This window comes from Rhizobium sp. G187, assembly GCF_051549525.1.
In the GTDB taxonomy this organism is placed as follows: domain Bacteria; phylum Pseudomonadota; class Alphaproteobacteria; order Rhizobiales; family Rhizobiaceae; genus Allorhizobium.
Map to the genome: position 1 here is coordinate 55,846 of NZ_JBPUGM010000010.1, position 25,844 is coordinate 81,689.

General features: G+C 60.5%; 23 protein-coding genes and 1 pseudogene. 17 read left to right on the forward strand and 7 right to left on the reverse strand.

Features of this window, described 5'->3' with window-relative positions:
• The first annotated feature begins 2 nt into the window (after nucleotides 1-2).
• From ACSV9I_RS21260 to ACSV9I_RS21280, 5 genes are read left to right on the forward strand one after another with little or no spacing between them, the layout of a single operon-like run.
• On the forward strand, nucleotides 3-1,331 hold the full coding sequence (locus ACSV9I_RS21260) for a nitrous oxide reductase family maturation protein NosD (protein WP_438330727.1): 1,329 nt from the start codon (nucleotides 3-5) through the stop codon (nucleotides 1,329-1,331).
• Nucleotides 1,297-2,196: an ABC transporter ATP-binding protein gene (locus ACSV9I_RS21265; protein WP_438330728.1), complete on the forward strand. Its 900-nt coding sequence runs from the start codon at nucleotides 1,297-1,299 to the stop codon at nucleotides 2,194-2,196. Before ACSV9I_RS21260 ends, ACSV9I_RS21265 begins: the two co-directional genes overlap by 35 nt.
• On the forward strand, nucleotides 2,193-3,014 hold the full coding sequence (locus tag ACSV9I_RS21270; RefSeq protein WP_438330729.1) for an ABC transporter permease: 822 nt from the start codon (nucleotides 2,193-2,195) through the stop codon (nucleotides 3,012-3,014). The genes ACSV9I_RS21265 and ACSV9I_RS21270 overlap by 4 nt, the downstream gene beginning before the upstream one ends.
• Nucleotides 3,011-3,622 carry a nitrous oxide reductase accessory protein NosL gene (locus tag ACSV9I_RS21275; protein ID WP_438330731.1) on the forward strand — a complete coding sequence of 204 codons (612 nt, stop codon included), beginning with the start codon at nucleotides 3,011-3,013 and terminating at the stop codon, nucleotides 3,620-3,622. The genes ACSV9I_RS21270 and ACSV9I_RS21275 overlap by 4 nt, the downstream gene beginning before the upstream one ends.
• A 3-nt stretch (nucleotides 3,623-3,625) precedes the next feature.
• The gene (locus tag ACSV9I_RS21280) at nucleotides 3,626-4,543 is read left to right on the forward strand and encodes an FAD:protein FMN transferase (protein ID WP_438330733.1); all 918 of its coding nucleotides are present in this window, start codon (nucleotides 3,626-3,628) and stop codon (nucleotides 4,541-4,543) included.
• A gap of 118 nt (nucleotides 4,544-4,661) precedes the next feature.
• Here the strand turns inward: ACSV9I_RS21280 and ACSV9I_RS21285 are convergent, their stop codons facing one another.
• A complete protein-coding gene (locus ACSV9I_RS21285; protein ID WP_438330734.1) occupies nucleotides 4,662-5,828 on the reverse strand; it encodes an ATP-binding protein in 1,167 nt (388 codons plus the stop codon).
• A gap of 450 nt (nucleotides 5,829-6,278) precedes the next feature.
• Between ACSV9I_RS21285 and ACSV9I_RS21290 the strand changes: the two genes are divergently transcribed.
• The 9 genes and pseudogenes from ACSV9I_RS21290 to ACSV9I_RS21330 all read left to right on the forward strand — a co-directional run bounded on the left by ACSV9I_RS21290 (nucleotide 6,279) and on the right by ACSV9I_RS21330 (nucleotide 19,297).
• Complete coding sequence (locus ACSV9I_RS21290; protein WP_438330735.1) at nucleotides 6,279-6,455, forward strand: hypothetical protein; 177 nt, start codon at nucleotides 6,279-6,281, stop codon at nucleotides 6,453-6,455.
• 189 nt (nucleotides 6,456-6,644) lie between these two features.
• Complete coding sequence (locus ACSV9I_RS21295; RefSeq protein ID WP_438330736.1) at nucleotides 6,645-7,613, forward strand: DUF3991 and toprim domain-containing protein; 969 nt, start codon at nucleotides 6,645-6,647, stop codon at nucleotides 7,611-7,613.
• 119 nt (nucleotides 7,614-7,732) lie between these two features.
• Nucleotides 7,733-8,335: a DUF1419 domain-containing protein gene (locus ACSV9I_RS21300; protein WP_438330737.1), complete on the forward strand. Its 603-nt coding sequence runs from the start codon at nucleotides 7,733-7,735 to the stop codon at nucleotides 8,333-8,335.
• Nucleotides 8,336-8,422: 87 nt separating this feature from the next.
• Nucleotides 8,423-13,540, forward strand: a pseudogene (locus ACSV9I_RS21305) (DEAD/DEAH box helicase family protein).
• A 671-nt stretch (nucleotides 13,541-14,211) separates the two neighbouring features.
• Complete coding sequence (locus ACSV9I_RS21310; protein ID WP_438330738.1) at nucleotides 14,212-15,888, forward strand: ParB N-terminal domain-containing protein; 1,677 nt, start codon at nucleotides 14,212-14,214, stop codon at nucleotides 15,886-15,888.
• On the forward strand, nucleotides 15,885-16,778 hold the full coding sequence (locus ACSV9I_RS21315; protein ID WP_438330739.1) for a DUF7007 domain-containing protein: 894 nt from the start codon (nucleotides 15,885-15,887) through the stop codon (nucleotides 16,776-16,778). Before ACSV9I_RS21310 ends, ACSV9I_RS21315 begins: the two co-directional genes overlap by 4 nt.
• Entirely contained in the window at nucleotides 16,775-17,155 is a 381-nt protein-coding gene (locus tag ACSV9I_RS21320; protein WP_438330740.1) for a hypothetical protein, read from the forward strand. Before ACSV9I_RS21315 ends, ACSV9I_RS21320 begins: the two co-directional genes overlap by 4 nt.
• Before the next feature lie 336 nt (nucleotides 17,156-17,491).
• The gene (locus ACSV9I_RS21325; protein WP_438330741.1) at nucleotides 17,492-18,079 is read left to right on the forward strand and encodes a hypothetical protein; all 588 of its coding nucleotides are present in this window, start codon (nucleotides 17,492-17,494) and stop codon (nucleotides 18,077-18,079) included.
• Nucleotides 18,080-18,370: 291 nt separating this feature from the next.
• On the forward strand, nucleotides 18,371-19,297 hold the full coding sequence (locus ACSV9I_RS21330) for an ArdC family protein (protein ID WP_438330742.1): 927 nt from the start codon (nucleotides 18,371-18,373) through the stop codon (nucleotides 19,295-19,297).
• 49 nt (nucleotides 19,298-19,346) lie between these two features.
• On the opposite strand, the gene ACSV9I_RS21335 is transcribed toward ACSV9I_RS21330, so the two are convergent.
• Nucleotides 19,347-19,526, reverse strand: a complete 180-nt coding sequence (locus ACSV9I_RS21335) for a hypothetical protein (protein WP_438330743.1) — start codon at nucleotides 19,524-19,526, stop codon at nucleotides 19,347-19,349.
• A gap of 445 nt (nucleotides 19,527-19,971) precedes the next feature.
• Between ACSV9I_RS21335 and ACSV9I_RS21340 the strand changes: the two genes are divergently transcribed.
• Entirely contained in the window at nucleotides 19,972-20,280 is a 309-nt protein-coding gene (locus ACSV9I_RS21340; protein WP_438330744.1) for a DUF736 domain-containing protein, read from the forward strand.
• 320 nt (nucleotides 20,281-20,600) lie between these two features.
• On the forward strand, nucleotides 20,601-20,771 hold the full coding sequence (locus tag ACSV9I_RS21345; RefSeq protein ID WP_438330746.1) for a hypothetical protein: 171 nt from the start codon (nucleotides 20,601-20,603) through the stop codon (nucleotides 20,769-20,771).
• Nucleotides 20,772-21,281: 510 nt separating this feature from the next.
• On the opposite strand, the gene ACSV9I_RS21350 is transcribed toward ACSV9I_RS21345, so the two are convergent.
• Nucleotides 21,282-21,683, reverse strand: a complete 402-nt coding sequence (locus ACSV9I_RS21350; protein WP_438330747.1) for a Fic family protein — start codon at nucleotides 21,681-21,683, stop codon at nucleotides 21,282-21,284.
• A gap of 765 nt (nucleotides 21,684-22,448) precedes the next feature.
• Between ACSV9I_RS21350 and ACSV9I_RS21355 the strand changes: the two genes are divergently transcribed.
• Complete coding sequence (locus ACSV9I_RS21355) at nucleotides 22,449-22,706, forward strand: type II toxin-antitoxin system prevent-host-death family antitoxin (RefSeq protein ID WP_438330752.1); 258 nt, start codon at nucleotides 22,449-22,451, stop codon at nucleotides 22,704-22,706.
• 106 nt (nucleotides 22,707-22,812) lie between these two features.
• Here the strand turns inward: ACSV9I_RS21355 and ACSV9I_RS21360 are convergent, their stop codons facing one another.
• From ACSV9I_RS21360 to traC, 4 genes are all read right to left on the reverse strand, one after another.
• Entirely contained in the window at nucleotides 22,813-23,070 is a 258-nt protein-coding gene (locus tag ACSV9I_RS21360) for a WGR domain-containing protein (RefSeq protein WP_438330748.1), read from the reverse strand.
• 205 nt (nucleotides 23,071-23,275) lie between these two features.
• Complete coding sequence (gene traG, locus ACSV9I_RS21365; RefSeq protein ID WP_438330753.1) at nucleotides 23,276-25,195, reverse strand: Ti-type conjugative transfer system protein TraG; 1,920 nt, start codon at nucleotides 25,193-25,195, stop codon at nucleotides 23,276-23,278.
• The gene (gene traD, locus ACSV9I_RS21370) at nucleotides 25,188-25,400 is read right to left on the reverse strand and encodes a conjugal transfer protein TraD (protein WP_438330749.1); all 213 of its coding nucleotides are present in this window, start codon (nucleotides 25,398-25,400) and stop codon (nucleotides 25,188-25,190) included. The genes traG and traD overlap by 8 nt, the downstream gene beginning before the upstream one ends.
• A gap of 4 nt (nucleotides 25,401-25,404) precedes the next feature.
• A complete protein-coding gene (gene traC, locus ACSV9I_RS21375; RefSeq protein ID WP_438330751.1) occupies nucleotides 25,405-25,677 on the reverse strand; it encodes a conjugal transfer protein TraC in 273 nt (90 codons plus the stop codon).
• Nucleotides 25,678-25,844 lie beyond the last annotated feature (167 nt).

Sequence of the window (25,844 nt, forward strand, 5' to 3'; positions counted from 1 at the left end):
CCATGCGGCTGCCCGTCCTCCTGATCAGCCTTGTTCTCGCCTCGCCGCTGGCGGCGGCGGAGCACAGGGTCGCGCCGGGAACGGGCAGCCTTGCCGCCGCCATCGCCGAGGCTGCACCCGGCGATGTGCTGATGCTGACCGACGGGACCTATCTGGGACCCGTCGTTGTCGATCGTGGGCTCGTCGTCACCGGCCCGCGCGGCGCCGTGGTCGATGGCCAGGGCACCGGTAGCGTGATCACCATCACCGCCTCTGACGTCGCCCTCAAGGGCTTTACGGTCACCGGCTCCGGACGCATCAACCAGAACCTCGATGCCGGCGTGAAGATTGACAAGGGCGCAGATCGCGCCCGGGTCGAAGAGCTGCTCGTGACTGGCAATCTGCATGGCATCGATGTGCATGGTGGCCGTGATGCGTTGGTGGCCCGCAACGAGATTATCGGCCTCGATAGCCCCCGCATGAACGAGCGCGGCAATGGCATCTATGTCTGGAACAGTCCCGGCACCTTGCTGGAGAACAATGTCATCCGCTTCGGCCGCGACGGCATCTTCTCCAATGCCAGCTCGAACAGCATCTATCGCGGCAATCTCATGCGCGACCTCAGGTTTGCCGTGCATTTCATGTATACGCGCAACACCGAGGTTTCCGGCAACATCTCGATCGGCAACCATCTCGGCTTCGCCATCATGTTCTCGAACCAGGCGAGGATCCTGAATAATTTCAGCCTCGGCGACCGCGAGCACGGGCTGATGCTGAACTATGCCAACAATGCCGACGTCACAGGCAATCTGGTGCGCGGCGGCACGAAGAAATGCTTCTTCATCTACAACGCCCACAAGAACCTGATCTGGGACAACCGTTTCGAAGGCTGCGATATCGGCATTCACTTTACCGCTGGCTCTGAGAAAAACGTGCTGACCGGCAATGTCTTCATCGCCAATCGCGAACAGGTGAAATATGTCGGCACCCGCAACATGGAGTGGAGCCATGAGGGCAGGGGCAATTTCTGGTCCGACCATCCGGCCTTCGATCTGAATGGCGATGGCATCGCCGACAGCTTTTATCGTCCCAATGACGTGATGGACCAGATCCTATGGTCCCAGCCCGCCGCAAGCCTGTTGATCGGCTCGCCAGCCGTCCAACTCGTCCGCTGGAGCCAGCGGGACTTCCCCGCCACGCTGCCGGGCGGCGTGCGCGACAGTGCGCCGTTAATGCGGCCCCTGACCATTGCCGTTCCCCCCGAAATCCTTGGTTACGAATCCCAGGCCGCCGGCCGCTGGGCCGAAGGACATTACGATGACACCGACGCTGACAATCTCTCGGCTCACTAAGCGCTTCCACTCCGTCGAGGCGCTGAACCAGGTCTCGCTGTCCTTGCAGCCGGGAAAGCGCGCCGCGTTGCTGGGGCATAACGGCGCCGGCAAGTCGACGATGATGAAGATCATTCTGGGGCTGATCCCCTTCGACAGCGGTGACGTCACGGTCTGCGGCGAGGCGCCGGGCTCGGCTGCCGCGCGCATGCAGGTGGCCTATCTGCCGGAAAATGTCGCCTTCCATCCGGCGCTGACCGGCGAGGAACAGATCCGCCATTATCTTTCGCTGCGCGGTGAAAATCCGCGCACCGCGCCGGAGCTTCTGGCCCGTGTCGGTCTGGCCCATGCGGCGCGGCGTCGGATCGGAACCTATTCCAAGGGCATGCGCCAGCGTGTCGGCCTCGCCCAGACCCTGATCGGTCGCCCCCGTCTTCTGGTGCTCGACGAACCGACGTCCGGTCTTGATCCGGTCTCCCGCCGGGATTTCTACGACCTGCTCGATGGTCTTTCCGCCGATGGCACCGCGATCCTGTTGTCCTCCCATGTCCTGACGGAGGTTGAGGCGCGTACCGACACCATCCTGATATTGTCGGGAGGACAACTGGTAGCGGAGGGCACGCTCGGCGATCTGCGGTCACGTGCTGCCCTGCCGATCACGCTCCTCATTCGTCCGGTGGAGGGGCATACCCCTTCGCTTGCTGCGGCCTTTCCGGAAGCCTCTGTGGGTGCCGACGGAATGCTGCGCCTCTGCTGCGCCCAAGCCCAGAAGTTGCCGCTTCTCGCCCGTGTCGCCGCACGCGGCGGGGATGTCGCGGACTTCGATGTGATCCCCCCGAGCCTTGAGGACATCTACAGCCATTTCAGCCGGAGGGACGGTCAATGAGCCGCATCCTCGCCACCGGGATCACCGAATTCCGCATTTCGTTTCGCAATCGCTGGGTGTTGATCGCCACCGGCATGATGGTGCTGTTCGCCCTGGTTCTGGCCGCCGCCGGTTCTGCGCCGACAGGCGATGTCGGCGTTGATCGGCTGTCGGTCACGGTCGCCTCGCTGACGTCGCTGGCCGTCTATCTCGTGCCACTTCTCGCGCTGTTGATGAGTTTCGATGCCGTGGCGGGCGAGGTGGAGCGCGGTACGCTGCCTCTGCTTCTTACCTATCCGGTCTCCCGCCTGGAGATCCTGCTCGGAAAGCTTCTCGCGCATCTGGCAATCCTGGCACTCGCCGTCACGCTCGGTTACGGCGCAGCGCTGGTGGTGGCGATCTGGTCCGATCCGGGCGCGATCCAGGGTATCGGCTCGCTATGGCGGCTGATCTGGTCCTCGGTTCTCTTGGGCGCGACTTTCCTGGGCGCGGGCTATGCACTGTCAGCGCTGGCGCGCCGTCCCTCTGGCGCCGCCGGTCTTGCCATCGCGCTCTGGCTGGTTGCGGTCGTGCTTTACGACCTGGCGCTTCTGGCGCTTATCGTGACGGATGGTGGCGGAGCCTTCACCACGCAAGCCCTGCCTGTCGCCCTGCTGGCCAATCCCGCCGATGCCTTCCGTGTCTTCAATCTCTCGGCAGGCCAAGCGGTCGCCGCCGCCGGCGGTATAGGCGGCGCGGCCGGCGCGATCCCGCTCTGGCAATCGGCCACCTCGCTGTTTGCCTGGCCCTTGCTCGCGATCGCGCTTGCACTCCCCGCGTTTCGAAAGGTCACGCCATGATAGATCCATTGAAAGCACCGTTGAAGGCGCTGCTTCGCCCGATCCTCTTCATCCTTGGGCTGACGCTGTTGGCTGGTTGCCAGCAAAAAACTGCTCAGGATACGACGCCGCAGGATATGACAGCCGAAACGCTCGGTCATTACTGCCAGATGAATCTGCTGGAGCATCCCGGCCCCAAAGGCCAGGTGTTCCTTGAAGGCATGCCTGCGCCCCTGTTCTTCAGCCAGGTGCGCGACGTCATCGCCTATATGCGGGGACCAGAGCAGATGGCGCCGATCGTTGCCGTCTATGTCAACGACATGGGAGCTCGGGGCGCAACCTGGGATCATCCCGGTGACGGCAATTGGATCGCCGTCGACAAGGCCGTCTATGTTGTCGGCTCGACCCGGCAAGGCGGCATGGGCGCGCCGGAGACGGTGCCGTTTTCGAACTCCGAAAAGGCTCAATCCTTCGCCCGCGCCGAAGGCGGCCGGGTCTTGGCATTCGACGAAATCACCGACGACATGGTGCTGACCCCGGTCGATGCCGAGCCCAAGTCGGACGCAGGGAACGGTGATGCCGATCTCCAGAAGCGCTTGCGTGCCCTGCCCAACAAAGCTGGAGGCTGACACATGCCGATAACACGCCGCCGACTGATCACGATTTCTGCCGGATTTGCCTTGCTGCCAGCCGTCACACGTGCCGCCCCACACGCATCGAGAATCTGGACAGGACAGGCGCTCGGCGCGCGTGCCTCGATCCGGATCGACCATCCGGACGGCGACGCGATCGCCGCGCGCGTGATGGCGGAAATCGATCGGCTGGAAAATGTTCTCAGTCTTTATCGCGCGAATAGCGCGCTGGCGCGGCTGAACCGGCAAGGCGATCTCGCCGAGCCGCCCTTCGAGCTCTTGGAATGCCTGTCGCTTGCCAGTGCGGTGAACCATGCCAGCGGGGGACGGTTCGATCCGACGGTGCAACCACTCTGGACGCTCTGGGCTGAAGCTGCCGTGCGTGGCGGGCGGCCGGACCCTGAGGCGATTGCGGCGGCGAAAGCCTTGGTCGGCTGGCAAAAGGTCGAGCTGGATGCGGCAAAAATCGCGCTGCGGCCGGGCATGGCGCTGACGCTGAACGGCATCGGCCAGGGCTATGTCGCCGACCGAGTGGCAGCGTTACTGGAGGCCGAGGGACTGACGGGCATCCTCATCGATACAGGAGAATTTCGTGCTCTTGGCGGCAGTCCAGAGGGGGGCGAGTGGACGGTTCGGCTCGAAGCTGGCGGGTCTCTCGGTTTGCGGCAACGTGCTCTCGCTACTTCGTCGCCACTTGGAACGACATTCGACGCTGCAGGGCGGCACGGCCACATTCTTGATCCAGCGAGCGGAACACCAGCACCGGCGATATGGCGCGCTTTGTCGATCTCTGCGCCCACGGCGGCGGTCGCAGACGCGCTTTCGACGACAGCATGCCTTCAGAAGGATATTGAACAGGTGGAACTCCTTGTCGAATTGTTCCCAGGGGCTCGACTGGAGGCCGCAGATCGACGGTGAAAAATGTTCCATAATAAATCTTATGCCTCATTGTGTTATGAGATAACATTACATATGGTTTCCAGTAATTTTATGATCTCTTGCCTACGTACTCTATCAAAAATGAAGTCGGCCAACGTCACTCTTGATCGCGCAGCAGCATCGCTGCCGCCGCAAGTGACATGGCGCTGATATCATGCTTCAGGGGAAAGACATCCTGTCCGGGATAAATCAGGATCCGCCTTTGCGGCTGGACCTGATCGCAAGCGAGGTAGAAACCTTTCTCGACTTTGGGCGTAAGGCTTCGCTTGATTTCGATTGCCCACAGCGCCTTTCCTGGCAGTGTCAGAAGCAGATCAATTTCGGCGCCAGCGGCGCTACGGTAGAAATGTGCAGATGTTCCTGATGGGGATGCTGCAATCAGTGTTTCAATCACAAAACCCTCCCAGCTTGCGCCGGTGATGGGGTGGCCGAGCAGTTGTTCACTTGCGCCAATCCCAAGCAGGGCATGGACAATGCCACTGTCGCGAACATAGACCTTCGGTGATTTTACGAGGCGTTTCCCGATGTTTGCATGCCATGGCTCAAGGCGGCGCACCAAAAGGAGATCAACGAGGAGATCGAGATAGGATGCCACTGTCTTGCCATCGACGCCAAGCGACCGGGCAAGCTCTGCTGCGTTGTGTAGTCCTGACTGGTGGTGGGCAAGCATTGTCCAGAAACGTCTGAGCGTTTCGGCAGGGATCCTGGGGCCAAGCTGCGGGATATCGCGCTCCAGATAAGTGCGAATGAAATCCTGGCGCCAACGCAGACTGGAGCGATCGTCTGCGGCAAGAAAACTATCCGGGAAGCCACCCCGCAGCCAAAGCTGCTCAAGATCTTTTGACGCGACTTCCAAGCCGTCAATTGGCTGCATCTCAAGGTAGGAGATGCGGCCAGCCAGCGTCTCGCCAGACTGTTTGAGCAGATCTATTGAGGCCGAACCTAGCAGGAGGAACTGTCCGGTGCGTCGGCCGGCGCGGCGGTTTCGATCGATCAGGCCACGAAGCGTCTGAAACAGATTTGGTAGCCGATGGACCTCGTCGAGAATGACCAACTTGTCGGCATGCTGGGAAAGATAGAGCTCAGGTTCGGTGAGTTTCGCCCTGTCAGCCTCGGATTCGAGGTCTAGGTATACGGACGGTCTGCTCTCCCCGACCTCGATTGCGAGTGTTGTTTTCCCAACTTGTCGCGGGCCCAGGAGGGCAACAGCGGGCCCAGAATCGATGAGATTTCGGAGTTCTTTTTCTATTCTGCGCTCAATCATCCCTGCATTTATGGAGTTTAATTCCGAAAATGCAAGGAAAAGATGCTGCTACTGGGGACGCTGCTGTGTCCCAAAGGTAGTCGAAGCGGATCGCCAGACCCGGAACCGGCTCGGGATAATTCACTCTGATGCTTTACCGTGTTCTGCGCTCATGATTGCCGTCAGCATCTGGTCATCCATGTCTCTTGCATGAAGAGATCCGTGCAATCAGCCATAGGCGGCTTGTTCCGACCGAATGGCACATCTGAGCACCAGCCGGAAGCATATCAATCCCGCTCTCATTCGATGGCGTCCTGGCCCAGGTCCGGATCTTCCACGATCAACCCGCAAGGGGTCCGCTAGCCAGCTGCGGCCGCTTTCGGCTGCGCCTTCGCGGTGATCGCGCCCGTTCCCGGGCCTTTTGGGAGCCATCGAGCGGGAATTGACCCGCTCCCGGATGGAGCCCCTGAAATGTCACACGATCTCTCTCTCGCACAGTCCCATGCCTTTCAGCTTTCCCGCGACCTGATGGTCCCCGTCACCGTCTTCGAAGTCGACGGCGAATACGGCGTGCTTCCCTCTGATGAGATTGACTCCGACGACGACCTCGAAATCCTGCATGAATTCTTCCCCTGGCCGGCTCACTGAGCCGGCATTTGCTGTTCCGGGTGCCGCTGGCGAGCTAGCGGCAGCAAGGGAAGCTCCGCCGCGGGCGGTGCAAAACTGCACCTTGCATCCCGCCCCCTTGCCTCCTCTGCTCTTCGCGGCGGCCGGAAGACGACCCGCCGATCATGCGGGGAGTTAAATAGAGGAACGATCGCAGGCGATCGAAAAGTCATGAAAAGAGAAGAAATTGAGAGACTACGGGAGGCGGTCAGTTGCGCTGCCATTCTCGAACAGGCCGGGTTTGCGCCCGACATGAAGGAAAGCACGCGCCGCGCGGTGAAATTCCGCAGAGGCGCGGAAATCATCATCATGACCCATGGCGGTCGAGGATGGTTCGATCCGTTGAGCGACGCAAAGGGCGATGTGTTCTCGCTTGTTGCCACTCTTGAGAATGTTGGATTTGTTGAAGGGGTACGCCGGGTCGCGGCTCTCTGCGGATATTCTCCTTCCTCGCCTGCGTGGCACGATACTGGAGAAAGGATGCCGCAGGCCTCCGTGCTTGATAGGTGGGAGCAGCGCAAGCGCCCCAAGCCCGGCTCCGATACCTGGCGCTATCTCTGCTGGAGCCGTGCCCTTCCGGGCGCCGTCGTTCGCCACGCGGTGCAGGCGGGCGCCCTACGAGAAGGACCGTTCGGAAGCATGTGGGCGGCTCACACGGACAAGGATGGTGCAGTTTCCGGTTGGGAGGAGCGAGGCCCGGACTGGCGTGGCTTCGCATCCGGAGGGGTGAAAATCCTGTTCCGGTTCGGCGCGGTGGCTCCGATTCGGCTCTGCGTCACCGAGGCTGCCATCGATGCGATGAGCCTTGCGGCGATCGAGGGCGTTCGCGGTGGCACGCTTTACGTCAGCACCGGCGGAGGCTGGTCACCGGCAACCGAAGCCGCCTTGAGACAACTCCTGTCCGACACCGGCGCACAACTCATTGCGGCCACCGACGCCAACACCCAGGGAGAGCGCTTTGCCGAACGCCTCCGGGTTTTAAGCGATGAGATGTCCAGCGACTGGCTTCGCCTGCGGCCGCCGGCCGATGACTGGAATGCGGTCTTGCAGGAGAGAAGCGAGGAGAATGCGAAAACGGAAGATGGAAGAAGACGTGCCGCATCTCCATCGACCGCATCAAGGGTGGCTGCGCCCGGCTGACGCCGGCCCTTGACCCGGCCGAGCGGGATGCCGACGGCGCGGAAGATATCACGAGGGACTGAAGAGGAAGATGATCGTACGGTCATCGCTTCGGTCCAGATATCTTGAAGGAGCCGACAATGAACGCTGCAAACTCTGTCCGGAAAGTCTTCGAAGGGGTCTCCACCCGATCGCAGATGTTCAAGCTGTTTGACCGACACAGTCAGCGGCCTGACAGATGGGAGGCAGACCCCGCACCGCTTTACAGCGGTGAGTGGTTCGAGATCGACGAGACGCTCTATGACTACATGCTCGAAATCCTGCCCCCGCTCTGGATGCGCGGACCTATCTTTGCGCTCCGCGAATTTCTGACCGGTTCGGTCACCAGCGTCTTCTTCGCGCTGCGCATCGATGACAGAACGCGCTACTTTCACGGCTACTGCGATGTGTCCGATGGAACTGCGGTCGAGAGAATGCGCAAGGCAATCGTTGAGCGAGAGACCCGGCCTGTTCGCGCCATGACCCGGGCAGAACGGCTTGAGCATATCTGGAGCAGTACAGCCGACGCCTATCGTGGCTATGCCGGCGATGGATTTCCGCAGGCTTTGCGAGGAAGGCGAACCGTCATGTTCTGGAGCGCCGGACATGGCACGCTCCTGAAACTGCTCGACCATCTGACAGACGACGAGATCGCCGCAAAACTGCCGGTTCACATGCGCCATCTCCCGTCCATCGCTGCCTAGCACCAGCCAATCGACCACTTCTCGCGCCCGCGACCCGCCATTTTCTGGCGGGCGGTGGATGGCGCTTGTCCATGAAGGAGATTTAAGATGAGCAACAATACCTATTCGATCGGCCAGCCTGGCACTCTCGACATGTTTGGCAGTTCTGCCCTTTCGTCCGGGCTCGGGCTTGGCCTTGAGGGTCTTGGGGGCTTCGATCCCATCGCCGCCAATGACGGCGATCCGGATCCCACCCCGCCCTCGCCTTCGCCAGCACGTGTGCGTCCAGATGAACGACGGCCCATCCGCAAGCAGAACGCACGTGCCAATTTCTACCTCGATGACAAAGATCGTTCTCTCGCCTCGACCTGGAAGGAGCGAGGGCGGATCAACATTGCAGCCATCCTGACCGCAAACGAGATCGAGCGGAACGAAATACCAGTCACGCGCGAGCATCAGGAACGGCTGATCCGTTTCACCGGCTTCGGCGCGTCAGATCTGGCGAACGGGATGTTTCGGCGCCCGGGTGAGGGCGAATTCCGCGATGGTTGGGAGGATCTTGGTGCTTCACTTCAAACCGCGGTCAGTGAGGCAGACTATGCGTCGCTTGCCCGCTGCACCCAATATGCGCATTTCACGCCGGAGTTTATCATCAGGGCGATCTGGGCCGGGCTTCAGCACCTTGGCTGGCGGGGTGGCCGGGTTCTTGAACCGGGTATCGGCACAGGATTGTTCCCCGCTCTGATGCCGGCGGAGTACCGAGACTGCTCCTATGTCACCGGTATCGAACTCGATCCCGTGACGGCAAGGATTGCAAGGCTCCTGCAGCCCCGCGCCCGGATCATCAACGGCGACTTCGCCCGCACCGATCTGACCGCGATCTACGATCTCGCCATCGGCAATCCACCGTTTTCCGATCGTACGGTCCGCTCGGACCGATCCTATCGTTCGCTTGGGTTGCGACTGCATGACTACTTCATTGCCCGGTCGATCGATCTCCTGAAGCCGGGCGCGCTGGCCGCCTTCGTCACCAGCGCCGGCACCATGGACAAGGCCGACACGACTGCGCGGGAGCATATCGCCAAGTCCGCAGATCTAGTGGCAGCAATCCGTCTGCCCGAGGGCAGTTTTCGGCGCGACGCCGGCACGGATACGGTGGTCGATCTCCTGTTCTTCCGAAAGCGCAAGATCGGTGAGCCCGGTGGCGATGCTCTTTGGCTCGGCGTCGATGAGATCGGGCCAGCATCTGATGACGAAGGTGCGATCTGCGTGAACCGCTGGTTCGTCCGTCATCCTGAATTTGTGCTCGGCACGCACGCCCTGACCTCCGGTCCCTTCGGCGAAACCTATACCTGCCGGCCGCGCGCCGATGATGATCTCGAAATGCATTTGAATGCTGCGATCGCACTTCTTCCCGAGGAGATCTATGACGGCGAGCCGACGCCAATCGATCTCGACCTTGAGGATGAGCTGGGCGCAATCGTCGATTTTCGGCCCGCGGCCTCGCAGGTCCGTGAAGGAAGCTACATGATCGATGCGAGGCATGGCCTGATGCAGTTTGTCGACGGTGCGCCGGTTCCAGTCACCCTCCGCAATGGCCGCAGCGGCGATGGCATCCCGGAAAAGCACATCCGCATCATCAAGAAGCTGATCCCGATCCGGGATGCAGTGCGAGATGTCCTGAAGGCCCAGGAAGCGGATCGCCCCTGGCGTGATGCACAGGTGCAGTTGCGGGTCGCATGGTCGAGCTTTGTTCGAGAGTTCGGGCCGATCAATCATACCACTGTTTCGATCCAGGAGGATGCAGAGACAAACGAAGTTCGCGAAACACATTGCCAGCCCAACCTTCAGCCTTTCCGGGACGATCCGGATTGCTGGCTGGTAGCCTCGATCGAGAATTATGATCTCGACACCGATACGGCAAAACCCGGCCCGATCTTTTCCGAACGGGTCATCGCTCCCCCTGCCCCTCCGGTTGTCACCAGCGCTGCTGATGCGCTCGCCGTTGTTCTCAGTGAGGCTGGTCGCGTCGATCTCGATCAGATCGCAGAGCTTCTCCATTGCGAAAGTGATGCTGTCGTTGATCAGCTGGGCGACACGATCTTCCAGGATCCGGCTGATGGTCGCTGGCAAACGGCCGATGCTTATCTGTCAGGCCAGGTCCGCACGAAGCTCACAGTCGCGGAGGCCGCCGCCAAACTCGATCCTGCCTTCAACCGCAATGTCAGATCTCTGCAAGAGGTACAGCCGGCAGACCTGCGTCCATCCGATATCACCGCTCGCCTTGGCGCACCGTGGATCCCGGCTTCGGATGTCGTCGGCTTCGTCAAAGAGATGATGGATGCCGATATCCGGATTCATCACATGCCGGAACTTGGCTCCTGGACGGTCGAAGCCCGTCAGCTCGGATATTCAGCCGCAGGCACCTCTGAATGGGGCACCAGCCGTCGCCATGCCGGCGAACTGCTGTCAGATGCGCTCAACAGCCGGGTTCCGCAGATCTTCGACGTCTTCAAGGATCTGAACGGCGAGCGGCGGGTACTGAACGTCGTCGATACCGAGGCCGCGCGCGAAAAGCTGCAGAAGATCCGCAGTGAGTTTGAGCGTTGGGTGTGGACCGATCCGGACCGAACCGACCGGCTGGCGCGCGACTACAATGACCGCTTCAACAACATCGCGCCGCGCAAGTTCGATGGCTCCCATCTCCAACTGCCCGGCGCCTCTGGCGCCTTTGTTCTTTATGGGCATCAGAAACGCGGCATCTGGCGGATTATCGCTGACGGCTCGACTTATCTCGCCCATGCTGTGGGCGCCGGCAAGACGATGACCATGGCGGCTGCGATCATGGAACAGCGCCGGCTCGGTCTTATTGCCAAGGCAATGCTTGTCGTTCCCGGCCATTGCCTGGCCCAGGCCGCCCGCGAATTCCTGGGGCTCTACCCCAACGCCCGCATCCTCGTTGCCGACGAGACCAACTTCTCGAAAGACAAGCGGGCCCGCTTCCTCAGCCGAGCTGCAACCGCCACCTGGGATGCGATCATCATCACCCATTCGGCCTTCAAATTCATCGGCGTTCCCTCTGCCTTCGAGCAGCAGATGATCCAGGACGAACTTCAGCTTTACGAGGATTTGCTGGTCAAGGTGGACAGCGAGGACCGGGTTTCGCGCAAACGGCTCGAGCGCTTGAAGGAAGGGTTGGCAGAGCGGCTGCAAGCGCTCTCGACCCGCAAGGACGACCTGCTGACCATTTCGGAGATCGGAGTGGACCAAATTGTCGTCGACGAGGCGCAGGAGTTTCGCAAGCTGTCCTTCGCAACGAACATGTCGACGCTGAAGGGTATCGATCCAAATGGCTCGCAGCGCGCCTGGGATCTTTATGTGAAGTCCCGCTTCATCGAAACGAAGAACCCTGGCCGGGCGCTGGTGCTGGCGTCGGGCACGCCGATCACCAACACGCTTGGCGAGATGTTCTCGATCCAGCGCCTGCTCGGCCATGCCGATCTTTGCGAACGCGGCCTGCATGAATTCGACGCATGGGCATCGTGCTTTGGCGATACGGTAACGGAACTCGAGATCCAGCCATCGGGCAAATACAAGCCGGTCAGCCGCTTTGCTTCCTTCGTCAATGTCCCGGAGCTGATTGCGATGTTCCGCCGTTTTGCGGATGTGGTCATGCCGTCTGACCTCAGGGACCATGTTCGCGTGCCGGATGTTTCGACAGGCCGCCGGCAGATCGTGACCGCCTCGCCGACGCCGATGTTCAAGACCTACCAAAAGCTCCTCGAAACCCGCATCAAGGCAATCGAAGAGCGCGAGGGCCCGGCAAAGTCCGGCGATGACATCCTGCTTTCGGTGATCACAGACGGCCGTCATGCTGCGATCGACTTGCGCCTGGTCATGCCGGCGGTAGACGATGAGCCTGAAAACAAGCTCAATCTTCTTATCCGCAATGCTTTTCGCATCTGGCAGGAGACGTCAGAGAACACTTACACGCGCCCGGACGGCAAGGCGTATGAGCTGCCCGGCGCCGCGCAAATGATCTTCTCCGATCTCGGCACGATCAATGTTGAAAAGACCCGCGGCTTTTCCGCCTACCGCTGGATCCGCGACGAGTTGATCCGGCGCGGTGTGCCGCCCTCGCAAATTGCCTATATGCAGGACTTCAAGAAGACTGAAGCCAAGCAACGGCTGTTCGGCGATGTCCGCGCTGGCCGTATTCGCTTCCTCATCGGCAGTTCCGAGACGATGGGCACCGGTGTCAACGCCCAGCTTCGGCTGAAGGCACTCCACCACCTCGATGTGCCGTGGTTGCCATCGCAGATCGAACAGCGCGAGGGCCGGATCGTCCGACAGGGCAACCAGCATGATGTCGTCGATATCTTCGCCTATGCGACGCAAGGGTCGCTTGATGCCTCGATGTGGCAAAACAACGAGCGCAAGGCCCGCTTCATCGCGGCTGCCCTTTCCGGCGACACCTCGATCCGGCGGCTCGAAGATCTCGGCGAAGGTCAGGCAAACCAGTTCGCCATGGCCAAGGCGATAGCGTCCGGCGACGAACGCCTGATGAAGAAGGCTGGGCTCGAAGCCGATATCGCGCGTCTTGAGCGTCTGCGTGCGGCCCATGAGGACGACCTCTAGGCTGTGCGCCGGCAGATCCGGGATGCTGAGCGGGATATCCAGCATGCAAGGCGGCGCGTTGACGAGATTGGGCAGGATATTGGCCGGCTCATTCCGACCAATGGTGACGCCTTCGCAATAACGGCACTCGGCAAATCCTATACCGAGCGCAACCAGGCGGGCCGAGCGATCATGAAGGAAATCCTGATGCTCGTGCAGCTCCGACAGGAGGGTGAGGTGCATCTGGCCACGATCGGTGGTTTTGATCTTGTTTTCGAAGCCGAACCGATCGGCAAGGATGGCTTCCGCTACCAGACAGTCCTTAAACGCACGGGCAGCGACCATGAAATCGACCTGGCCGTCACCGTCACGCCTCTTGGAGCGATATCGAGGCTGGAACATGCGCTCGGCACCTTTGACGAAGAACGGCGCCGATACCGTCAACAGCTCGATTGCGCAAAACAGCGCCTGAAGTCCTATCGGTCTCGGGATGGAGGCGTGTTTGCATTCGCCGACGAGCTCGCTGAGAAACGCCGGCAGCTGCGGGAAAACGAGACGCTGCTTGCGGCGGATATCGAAGCGGATGCGGGTCAAGCGTCCGTGGCATAGCTGCACTGCGCATATTTTAGGTGCAATGCGATGAGAAATTCATCACAGTGCCTGCAGCTGATGCACATGGCGGCTTCCTCCCAGTTCCGCCGCAGCAGCTGTTCCCCTCTGGAGGTTCAAGATCTCCACACTTTACGGGCCGCGGCTTTTGCCGACGGCCCTTTTTTCTGGCCATCGCTTGGGCTGGGCTCTGGTTCCAGAAACAAGCCCGCATTCGCGGTGCGCAGATGTGCGCGTCATTGTCCAAGATGGGATCGGCGCTTCCGCGCGTCGAAGAGTGAAGCCCCTGCAATGACAGTGCCGCGATCCAGTGCGGCACCTGACCTGTGCTCGTCCAATCTTGAAGCTGTCTCCGTCCAATCCGGAGGCAAGCACCGTCTGTCACAGAGACGATGTTGAGCCAGAAGCATTGGGAGGGAAGGAGGAACAGGGGAGGATAACCGTTCGCAGATCGGTCCTCCGGCCGTCGCTGTCGCTCAACTACCGCCTGCGCGATCCCGGCCGGTCGTCCATCGCAGGGCAGATGCCCCGCTTGTCCTTCCCGGCAGGCATGCTCGGCCGCAGTTGCGGCAGTCCGGCCGCCCCGCGGTCCGGGAGATGTCTTCGGAAAAAATGAAGACAGGAAGGGCTGGCAAGGCGCCGGCTCGCAAATCTCCTGGAAGGACCGTCCCATGCAGATCTTGAAAGTTGACCCGCGCGCGCTGAAGGAAAATCCCGACCGCATGCGCCAGACGACATCGTCACCGCAGGCCGATGCCCTGATGTTGGCCACGATCAAGGCCGTCGGCATTGTCCAGCCGCCAGTCGTTGCGCCGGAAACGGGTGGTGGCAACGGCTACATCATTGATGCCGGCCATCGCCGTGTCCGGCTTGCGATCGCCGCTGGCCTGGAAGAAATCGAGATCCTGGTGGTCGACGCCGCAAGCGACAATGGTGCCATGCGCTCGATGGTCGAAAACAGCGTGCGCGAAGCCTTGAACCCGGTTGACCAGTGGCGCGGTATCGAACGCCTTGTCGCACTTGGCTGGACCGAGGAGGCGATCGCTGTCGCGTTGGCACTACCCGTACGCCAGGTCCGCAAGTTGCGCCTGCTCGCAAATGTTCTGCCGGCCATGCTCGAGCAGATGGCGCTGGGCGACATGCCTTCAGAGCAGCACCTGAAGATCATCGCAGCCGCGAGCGAGTTCGAACAGAAAGAGGTCTGGAAGGCCCACAAGCCCAAGAAGGGCGACACCGCGGCCTGGTGGTCAATTGCGAATGCGCTGACGAAAAAGCGGATGTATGCCAAGGACGCGAGCTTCGGCGACGATTTGCGCGAAGCCTACGGCATTGCATGGGTCGAGGACCTCTTCGCACCAGCCGATCAGGACGGCCGCTATACAACCAATGTCGAGGGCTTTCTCGGCGCCCAGCACGAGTGGATGACGTCCAATCTGCCCAAGCGCGGCGCGATCGTCGAGGTGAACAGCTGGGGGCAGCCGGAGCTGCCAAAGAAGGCCACCCAGGTCTACGGCAAGCCATCCAAGTCCGACCATGCTGCGCTCTACCTGGATCGCGATGGCAAGGTTCAGACCGTCCACTACCGAATGCCGGACGCATCCAGGCAGGACGGTGGACGTGCATCGGATGGGAATGGCGCCATAGAGGGCGCAAATGACGCAGCGCCGAAGGCACGTCCAGATGTTACCCAGAAGGGGCAGGACATGATCGGCGACTTCCGCACCGATGCCCTCCACGATGCGCTCGGCCGCGCGCCGATTGAGGACGACATGCTGATGGCTCTGCTGGTGCTCGCCTTTGCCGGACAGAATGTCCGGGTCGATACCGGCCCGGAAGGCGGCGTCCATGCAGGCAAGCGTTTCACGCGCCATGCGGTCACCCTGTTCGACGAAGACGGCAAACTGACCGCCGACCGGGATACGCTCCGGATTGCTGCGCGCTCGGTGCTGATCGATGCCCTGTCGTGCCGCCGCGGCATGTCCAACAGTGGACTGGTCTCGCGTCTGGCCGGAGAAGCTATTGGTGCGGATGAATATCTACCCAATATGGGGTCTGAGGAGTTCATCCTATGCCTGTCGCGCCAGGCAATGGAGGCATCTTGCGCTGAGGCCGGCGTGCAGCCGCGGCCGAAGGTCCGGGAGACCCGTGCGGCACTGGTCGAACATTTTGCGACGGAACACTTCGTTCATCCGTCTGCCCGCTTTGCACCTGGAACCGACGAAACCCGTGAATGGCTCCGCGCCGGTGCAGGCCCCGGCGAGGTTGCAGAAGATGAAACGGGTGATCAGGTTCCGTTTGTTGATCAAGGCGATGACCATCACGACCTCGAAGAGAGGGCTGCGGCATGAGCGTTTCCCTGGATGTCACAGTCTCTGCCTCCACCCCCGATCTCTCGGGGGTGGAATTTGCAAGGAGCGCCGACGGCCTGACTGTCGCTCGCATCAAAGATCTGGTCATGGCCATGATGCCCGGGCCGGATGGTCTCTTCTATCTCGCGAGTGGATTTACCCGGAGCCGTCCACTGGAAGTGCTGACACGCGCCGATTTTCTCGGTCATGACGGGTGGATCGCTGATGAGGCGGCGTTCCGGCTACGGGTTCTGGAAACTGCCGATCACAGCCGAGAGCTTGCCGAGATGAAGCGTGTCCAAACCCGGATGTCCACCAGCACGCCCTGGGGTGCATCGCAAATGGCGATCCACTATGGCGAAGGGGTGGTGGCGCATATGACGGCTGGCCATGGCGGGTTTCATCTGTCTCCCGACCGCAATGCCAGCGTCCACCCCGCTCTGAGGAAGGAATCTCCCTGGTATGAGGAAGATGTCGAATGGGCTGTTGTTGCGACCAGTTTTCCGTCACTGTTCACGCGCTATGAGCGATCGAACGCGGACAAGACTGTCCGCAATACCTGGCCCGCGGCCTGGGAAGAGATCCATGGCCAATCTCTGGCTGAAGTTGAGAGCCGGGCGAAGGATCGTGCAGCATTCGATGCGATCCACGTGGCCGACCTGGTCGTCACCTCTGCGATCCGGTCTGACCATCATGTGGGAATGACCGAGGTGGTGGCTGCCATAGGCGGTGACCGGACAGGTGATCGCGAGGAGCTCCGTTTCCTGGTGCCCTGCGACGAATATGCGCTCCGGGGCCAGTTCGGGTTCGTGATCGATCCCGCGCGTCATCAAATCTATGAGGGGCCGTCCTCGTTTCTCGGCTGGCATGAGCCGGAGGGGCGGACGTGACCCGGAAATCCGAACTGTCACCGCTGTCACGCGCAATCGTCGCACGCCGGCAGACACAGCAGCATTTTGACCGCCTCAGTCGCCAGATCACAGCAAGCGCCCCGGCGCCAGATACATACGGCGAGAACGACGGGACGGTTGCCTCCCGTCACCGCTCGCGGCTGGTCCCGTCGAACAAGGTGCTGTGGCTGGAGTGTGTCGAATGCCTGACCTTTGAACGGTGGAACGAGTTTGACGCGCTCGCTGTCAGGCTGGTCCGTCATGATCAGTTGATCGACTTACTGCGGCAGAGCGAAATTGGCTGCGAGGGACAGCGGGGAGCCAATGGCGGACACCCACTGGCCAGGCCTGTCCATGTCGAGGGGGCTGACGCTTAAGGTTCACGAATGCAGGCTTGGTCAGGCTGGTTCCATCGGGCTGCGGTTCATGCTCGGTCCCGTGCCGATCTGTCCTTCTTCCGGACTGCGGTTTGAACCGGCGGCCGGTCGTTTCAAGGCCGCTTCGCGCCGCGGGGCGGCCGGCCCAGCCTCTCTGCGCAGGCCAGTCCCGCCGGCTCTGCGGTGCTTCACCCCGCAAGCCCGCAAGCCTGCCCTGCTGGTTCAGCTGGCCCGGACCTGTGAAGCCGTCCGTCCTTTGCCGGTTCTGGTCAACCGCATCGAAGGACAGACCGGCACGGGGCCGGAACTGCTTCGGCAGCCTGAAAGGAAGTCATCATGACCAAGCCCGCCAACACCAGAACTGCATCCTCCCGCCAGCCGCAGCTGCGCCGCGGCGCAACCCTCGAAATGGTCCGCCTCACCTGCCCCGATGGGCCCCAAGCGCTCAAGATCGCGACAAGCTTCGGCACTGCGATCATCGACAGTGACGGCATCCGCAGCCTGCATGAACGGCAGATCGTCGAAGCCGCAGACAGCCTGTCCGAAGGTCTGGGCGAAAAGGCCATGCAAATCCATCTCCAGCGCATTGTCGGGGCTTTCGTCGGATCAGCGCATGGCGCCGGACAATTCTATTCCCGCGCCGTTTCCGAGGCTCGCGACGCCACGGCCAAGGCGTCGAATGACGCTCGCGACGAGGATCTCGATGGTCCGGTCGGCTATGACAGTAGCGCACAGCGCAAGCGCGAATTCGCAGCGGACATGGGCATCCAGTCCCACGCACTGCGCATGGCAGCCGAAGGCGCGGTTGCCGCCTACGAGCACGTCGTCGGCGAGGCTTGGAAGCCCTTCGACCGGCCGGTCGAAAATCCTGGCGCTTCACTGGATCGCAAAGCTGCAGAGACGCAGATGGCGGCCTTCGGTTGATGCCAGCGGCGGGGCTTCGGCTCCGCCATTGCGCATGTTGCAAGGTCGGCGCCCATCGGCGCCGGCCTTTTCGCGTTGTCCTGAATGGATGGAAGAGGAGGAGGCAGCCCCGACACCAATCGCAGCCCGTCCCGGCCGGTGGTCCTCAAGGATCCAGGCTGTTCCAGCAACGGCTTCGCCGTCCTCCACGTTGTTGCGGCCGTTCCGGTGCCTGAACAACCCTTGGCCCCTGTCATCGGACCTCTGTGACGGACTGCGATCGGCGCGGTCCTGGAAATGGAGACTGAAGATATGAGCGGAAAAGCAGAAGCAAATCGCCTGGACATCTATACCCGGATCACCGATCGGATCGTTGCTGATCTGGAACGGGGCGTCAAACCATGGACCAAGCCTTGGAATGCCGCCAACACGGAAGGTCGGATCACGCGGCCGCTCCGCCATAACGGTCAGCCATATTCGGGCATGAACGTGCTGCTCCTTTGGTCGGAGCAGATGGCGCGAGGGTTTAGCTCGCCGATGTGGATGACCTTCAAACAGGCGCTTGAGCTTGGTGCCGCCGTCCGAAAAGGCGAAACCGGATCGACTGTCGTGTTTGCCAGCCGGTTCACCAAGTCGCAATCCGATGGACACGGGAACGAGGTCGACCGGGAAATTCCGTTCCTGAAAGCCTACACGGTCTTCAACACTGAGCAGATCGATGGCTTGCCGGACCACTACCTTCAGACACCTGAACCCGTCATTGATCCGGTTTCGCGCATCGAGGCAGCAGATCGCTTCTTCCGAAACACCGGTTCTGTGGTTCGCCATGGCGGCAATCAGGCATTTTACGCGCCCGGTCCCGATCAGATCCAGATGCCGGCTTTTGAGACCTTCAAGGATCCGGCCAGCTACTATGCTGTGCTTGGACATGAGCATGTGCATTGGACCGCGCAGAAAAGCCGTGTCGGCCGGGACCTCTCACGCTACGCCAAGGATCGCACTGAGCGCGCGCGGGAAGAGTTGATTGCCGAGCTCGGCAGTTGTTTCCTCTGCGCCGATATCGCTCTCGTACCGGAGCTGGAGCCCCGGCCCGATCACGCATCATATCTGCAGTCCTGGCTTTCGATCCTTGCAGGCGACAAACGGGCCATCTTTGAGGCGGCGGCCCATGCGCAACGCGCAGTCGCCTATCTCCACGATATGCAGATGAAGGGCGACATGGGAAGGCAGGCTGCTTGAACAATGCCGGTTGCCAGGCTGACAATGCAAATGCCGGCCTGGTGATCGATCAGGACCGGCCGATCTTGATTGTTGCCGAGGATCCCAGTGGTGCTGAACGCGTGTCAGAATCCGCAGCCGGATCCGGTTTCAGATCCAGCGATCCCCATATCGAGGGCTTTCTGGCATTCGGTTTCGGTTTCCGGGATGGCTTGATCTCGACGATGAACGGCTTTGTCTGCTTTGCCATTGGTCCTCCGGCTGGCGAATCGCAGGTGCCACGATATCGTGCGCGTTGGCGGCGACAAGCGGTCCATGACGCGGGATGTCATCCGCGAGATGGCCAAAACACGGTTGATGCGACTGGACACAGCCGTGGAGCCTTTCCTAACTGATCCCGCAGATAGCTGTTTTCCATGTACCTGTTCTCCCAGTGGCTTGCCGGCGACCCATCCGCAGGCTCGATGAGGCATGTCTGACCGAAGAACGGCTTTGCCTCGAGCGTATTCCCGCAACGGCGCTTCGACACTTTCATCCCCTGCCGGCTGCGCCGTCATTCCTCGCGCATCAAGAAAGCGTCTCCGCGCCGTCCTTCACGATGTTCCGGCCTTCCAGGTGCGGTCCGCTCGTCCCCGGTCTTTACGACTGCCATCGAGGCCGCGATGGGCGGCCCGAAAGCAAAAAGGAACCTGAACATGGCAACCATCGGCACCTTCACCTCGAACGAAAACGGCTTCACCGGCTCGATCCGCACACTCGCCCTCAACGTCAAGGCACGCATCTCCCGGATCGACAATCCCTCCGACGACGGCCCGCACTTCCGCATTTACGCAGGCAATGTGGAGCTCGGCGCCGCATGGCAGCGGGTCTCTGAGCAGAAGGGCCGCGACTATCTCTCGGTCAAGCTGGACGATCCGAGCTTCCCCTCCCCGATCTACGCCAGCCTCGTAGAGATCGAGGGCGAAAAGGAACTCCAGCTGATCTGGTCCCGCCGCAAGGACTGAGGTGATCCACGGCCCCGCCATCAAGCGGGGCCAGCCGATCGGCCGAAACATCAAAGCCGGATCGGGCATCGAGCCCGAACCGGCTTTTGGGGTGCCACACGAAATGGGGTGAGCGGCTCAGATCCTGTCGAGAATACCGGTCGGCGACAACGGCGCCAAGGATGAGCGGTTCCCCCAATTTACTCCAGCTGCCAAAGGGCAGCCTGCGCAAATCGGCTCCCCCACTCCCCGGCTCCGCCGGTCGCGTTCGCGATCCTTGACCCCGCCATCACCTCCCTGGTGCCGGACATTGTCTTTCACGAACTCAAGGAGATGAGACGATGACGTATTGCCTGGAACAGCACATTGAGGAACTGCGCGCCGAGTTCAGGAATGTCATCGACGCTGATGAGCGCGGCGAGATTGCGGCTGAACTCGAACTGGCCCAGGCAGAGATGATGGTTGCCGTGGCAGAACAGCAGGGCATTCTCGACGCCGAGCCGCCCTTCTAAGGGCGGCTCACTCTATTGCCTCATGGGGCAAGCGCGCCAAAACCGAACATACGGTCAGGCGTCACCCCATTTGGGGCCATTGCTGGACTGGCCGGTATCGGCGGGGAATTCGAGAAAGCTCACATCTGACAGGGACTCAGCCCGCGGGGCATTTCGCGCAGGTTTGATCGATACCTGGGTAGAAGTGCAAATCAGCGAGAGCCCTCTGTTATGTGCCTTATTTGGTGAGTTTGCTGGATTTGCTAGGTTTGAGGGACGGTGTATTCCCTGGTGTGGTTTTGTTATCACGGCGGCGCTGATCCGGTTTCCCTGTGGATTTCGCTATCGGCTTTGGTCCTTGTTTAAGTGCCATGAATGCTCTCCATTTTTGATTTGAGAGAATAATCCTGCGCGTACCTTCTGACGGGGTGCACTCAACGAGGGGCTTATGACACAGCAATGCTATTTAGCAGTCCATACTAGTTCTGGCTGAAGTCAAGGCGCACTGGATACTCAGTGATGCGATCTGGGCTATATGCCTACAGGGACGATATATTCAGAGAGATGGGCCTCGAAATCGGCGGTCGTTATGGTTCGCTCGATCAATTCGATGAAGGAGACGGCCATCAGTTTGGTGTCTGCCTTCGGATGGATCGTCAGTCCGTTCGCGCCGAGGAATGCAAAGCCGGCGTCAAAGCCAGTCCGCTTGTTTCCTTGCTCGAATGCGTGGGCTAAGGCGATGCCATGAATGTAGGATACCGCCAAGCTGACGGCGTCTGGCTCTTCGTAGTTCCAGAGGTTGCGAGGGCGCATCATGGCGCCGTTCAACTTCTCAGGAAAAAGCAGCGCGTGATTTTCACCAAGCGCTGCTGTATGGATGAGATTGATCTTTACGACGACTTCAGTCGGTAGCCACCGCGGTTCACTTTGCAAGGATTGCATGCACCGTGGGGAAGCGTTCAATAGCCTGAGAAATCAGGGCATCGTAGTTCACAGGAACCTGCGACGGGCGCACGTCGAAGGTTTTCCGCGGGGTAGTCGTAGCGGTTGTTTTCAATGCACTCACAGCTTACCTCCTTCCGGTCTAGCCTACGATCGAATTTGACGACACCAAATCCATAGCGCGAATTGACGGGCTCGTCAAATAAACGTCGCCACTGGTGACATGTTCCAGCATAGCGGTAAACGGATCGCGTCTCCCGGTATCTATGCCAGCTCCCAGGTATTCACATTCATGGCATCGACGACTGGAATGAAGGCGCGTACCCGCCTATCAGCTCGCGGTCTTCAGTGTCCGCTTCGGACAGACGGCGGTCTTTAGATAGCACCTTAATACTTGACTGTCAGGATAATGCGCCGAGCTCAGGAATGCCGTCGAGGCTGCTGAGCGTTGCGAGATTGCGGCTGAACTCGAACTGGCCCAGGCCGAGATGATTGTTGTCTTTGCTGAACAGCATGGGATTTTCGACGCAGCGCCGCCCTTCTAAGGGCGGTAGACCACACAGATGGGATCGGCGTTTCGCCGTGTCTGGAAAAAGGGGCGGCCACCCCAAATTCGCCAGATCAGGCAATGGACGTCCGGGTCCCATTGCCAAATGGGTGAGATCTGCTGTTTGGCATTTGCAGCGATGTTGTATGTGCCCTTCAGCCACTATCATGGTCTGAAACACTGTGAGTTCACGGCGATGAGATGTCCACATTACCAGCACCAGCGGTTCGTATACCACCAGTGACCTCTCGCGGAAGTCGGGCGACATTATTGCCGCGGCGCTGCGACATCCCGTGATCATTACTCAGCGCAACAAGCCGCGCCTGGTGCTGCTCAATATCGCAGATTATGAACGGCTGAAGCGGCAGTCCGATGCGCACGCCACCGGTACGCTTGAAGCCGTATCGGATACCCTGCTTGCTGAGATTGAAAAGGCTGTCGACGGTTACGCTGACAGTGATGGGTGAGGACGATGACTGAACTAGATCTGCACAGCGGCCGCAATCCGCTCCCCTCCCCAGGAGCTCCGAAGGTTGGAAGGCGAAACCGGGGTCTCTAGGATCCTCTGATGAGTCAGGGATTGCAGTCCGAGAGGGTTCTATAGCCCCGGTTCTGCTTCTGGCGGGTGAGGTCAAGGAATAGCACCACGGCATCCCGTTCCCGCTCGAAGTGATGGATCATGCTCTGGCCCTTTGCACCGATCCGCCCCCATCTCCTCACCAGGCAGGCTTCGCCAAAAAGGTTCGGCTCAATCGACATCGCATAGAACCGGGACATGTTTTTTGTCCGGTCTCTTCGTTCCACATAGAGCTGGTACGGTTGTGCGATCATGGCAGCAGAATCGCGCAGCTAACCGTGAGCGTCTAACGACAAGTTTGAATCGGTCAATGACCATCGATTCATTTCCGTGAAGTGGCGGATGACCGGGCGCTCCGCCAGCGGCGTACGGCTCTATTCGCCTGGCGCGAACGAAGCCCGCACGCGGTCTTCGCACAGACGTGTGACGATCCTCCCGTGAGAGCATCTCTCGAATTACTCAAGGCTTGCCTTGCTGACCAAACCGGCCCTCCGTCACGCACAACTTCATATCCTCCCGCCTGAACCACATCGCGCGTCCGCAACGAAGAGGCGGATTGCCGGCCGAGAACACGATCTGTTCGTCGGCGCGCATCCGCAGCACCTCATGCGGCTGGATGAGCGGTCGAGACGCCAGTTGCTTGGATCGGGTGCGGGATGATCCGCGTGCCTGGAAGCTGCGGCTGACCTGGTCGATCTCGACCGTGGTCATGCCGCAGCGGCGGGAGATATAGTCCGCCGTCTCCGGATCATTGATCGCGGCGAACGAAATCCAGCTGGCGCTCTCGAACCATTTGCTGGACGCGTCACGTCCGCCATAGGTTTCTCTCAACTGGCCAATCGACTGATAGATCATGGTGAGTGTGATGCCGTATTTGCGGCCGGCATCGCGAGCGGTTTCGAGGACCCGCATGTAACCGAGCCTTGCGACCTCATCGAGGAGGAACAATGCCCTGCCTTCCATTTCGCCATTGCGATTGTAGATGGCATTCAGGAATGAACCGATGATGACCCTGGCGAGACCTGCATGGGTTTCCAGCGTCTTCAGGTCGATGTTGATGAATATGTCGGTGTCGCCATGGCCAAGAGCCTCGGTCGAAAAGTCGGAACCGGAAACCAGGCTCGCATAATTCGGATAGCTCAGCCAATGGGTTTCCTTGATCGCATTGGCATAAACGCCTGAGAAGGTCTCAGGCGTCATGTTGACGAAGGCTGCGACATTCTCCTTCACGAATGTCGATCCGGAGCTGTCGTAGATCTCCTGTAGCCTGCCGCGCAGTTTTGGCTCCGGCTCGGAAAGGTTCATCCGAACCTGACGCAGCGTTTGATCCGGTGTGTCAGTGTGCCCGGAGAGACAGACATCGGCGATCATCGCGGTCAAAAGCTGGAGACCGGACGCCCGGAAGAAGTCGTCGCGGACACCCGGCGCCCTGCCCGTATCGCTCATGATCCATGACGCCACGGCCGCGATATCTTCCTCTTTGGCGCCACCATTTCGGCCGATCCAGTCAAGCGCGTTAAAGCCTGATTGAGTATTCTTCGGATCAAGAACAATGACGCGTCGACCCGCTGCGCGCCGATGCTCGATCACCATGGGGGCCACTTCGTTGGACGGGTCGAGCACGATCAGCGAGCCTCCCCATTTGAGCGCTGTGGGCACCGTGACCGAGGTCGTCTTGAAGCCACCTGAGCCGGCAAAGACGATCCCATGCGAGGATCCGAAGGAGCCGTCGAAACACAAAAGCGGAGCCCGGCCGCCCTGCCCCCAGCTTGACCGCTCGCCGGCGCGAAAGGCAGTCAGGCTTGGACTGTCCCTGTCGACACGGTAACGCTCGCCAATGACGATGCCGCCACCTTCGGAAAACAATGCTTCCGCCTCCCGCATGCTCATCCATTCGGCATCGCCATGGAGCGCACGTCGACCCCGGACCCGCTTCGGCTCGCTCATCGGAAATGCTGCATTGCCCATTGTAGCGACGCGCAATGAAAAGGCCGTCGTGAGAAGAGCAAGGCACCCACCAGCGACAGTTGAAGGATCGATAAAGGAGATCGCACTTCCACCGACCGGGATCTGATCGGACAAGCTCAGCAGTCTTGATGCTTCGCGAGCGATCGCGATCACAATGATTCCGAGACCGCCGACCGCAGCACTCCATCCGGCAAGCTTGATGTTGGCCGATCCCTTTGCCGCAAACAGCAACATGGCGCCGGTTGCTGCCGCGAGCACATATGGCAAGGCAAGTCCGATCCGGCCGAGCATGAGCTTTGCATCGGCTGTTGTCGCGATTGATGCCAGCGAGTGCTCGATACCCGATGTCACGATGACGATCGCAATCATTGACATCGCTGGCGCACCGGCGATCAGAAGACGTCTAAGCATCGTCACCAAATGTCTTTGCACCGAGATCCAGCAGGCGCTGTCGCTCTGTCTCATCTGCCTTGAGCCGATCGCAGCCATCGATCAGCAGGCCGAGCAGCAGCGCTCGTTTCTCGTGGCGTAAGCCCGCCTTCACGATCAGGCCACCAAGTTCGATCTTCTCACGCGTGTCTTTCTTTCGCGCTTCAGAAGCTGTCATTCGTACCATGCGTTCAGCCATCAGCAGTCTGGCCTTCAATCTGGCCAGCGGCGTGAGCCGGCGTCTTTGCGGCTGTTCGCCCAGCTGAAGTCTTGTCCCCCCGCCGAAACCTCGATGCGACGTCTTCGAATGCTGCAAGCAGCTCTGCCTCTTCGACTTCGATTTCGCCGAGGCCAGCACGCAGCGCGACGCGACCGATGCGTTCGGCATCCCGTGTTTCGGCAAGTTTCAGCTGCTCCTGCAGACGTGCGATTTCTTGGCGGATCTTCGAGGTCGGTTTTTTCATGGGGGGCGCTCTCCAGGGGCTGACCAGTCAATCGAGGTCGTTGGGATCAGACAGTTTCCGACTTTCCTCCCGTTTGAAAGGTGCAGTTCTGCACCTCGCCAAAGCGCCAGCATTTGGCGGATGATCCCGCCGGTTCGAAGAAGCGGATCTAAGGGCGCAATTATACG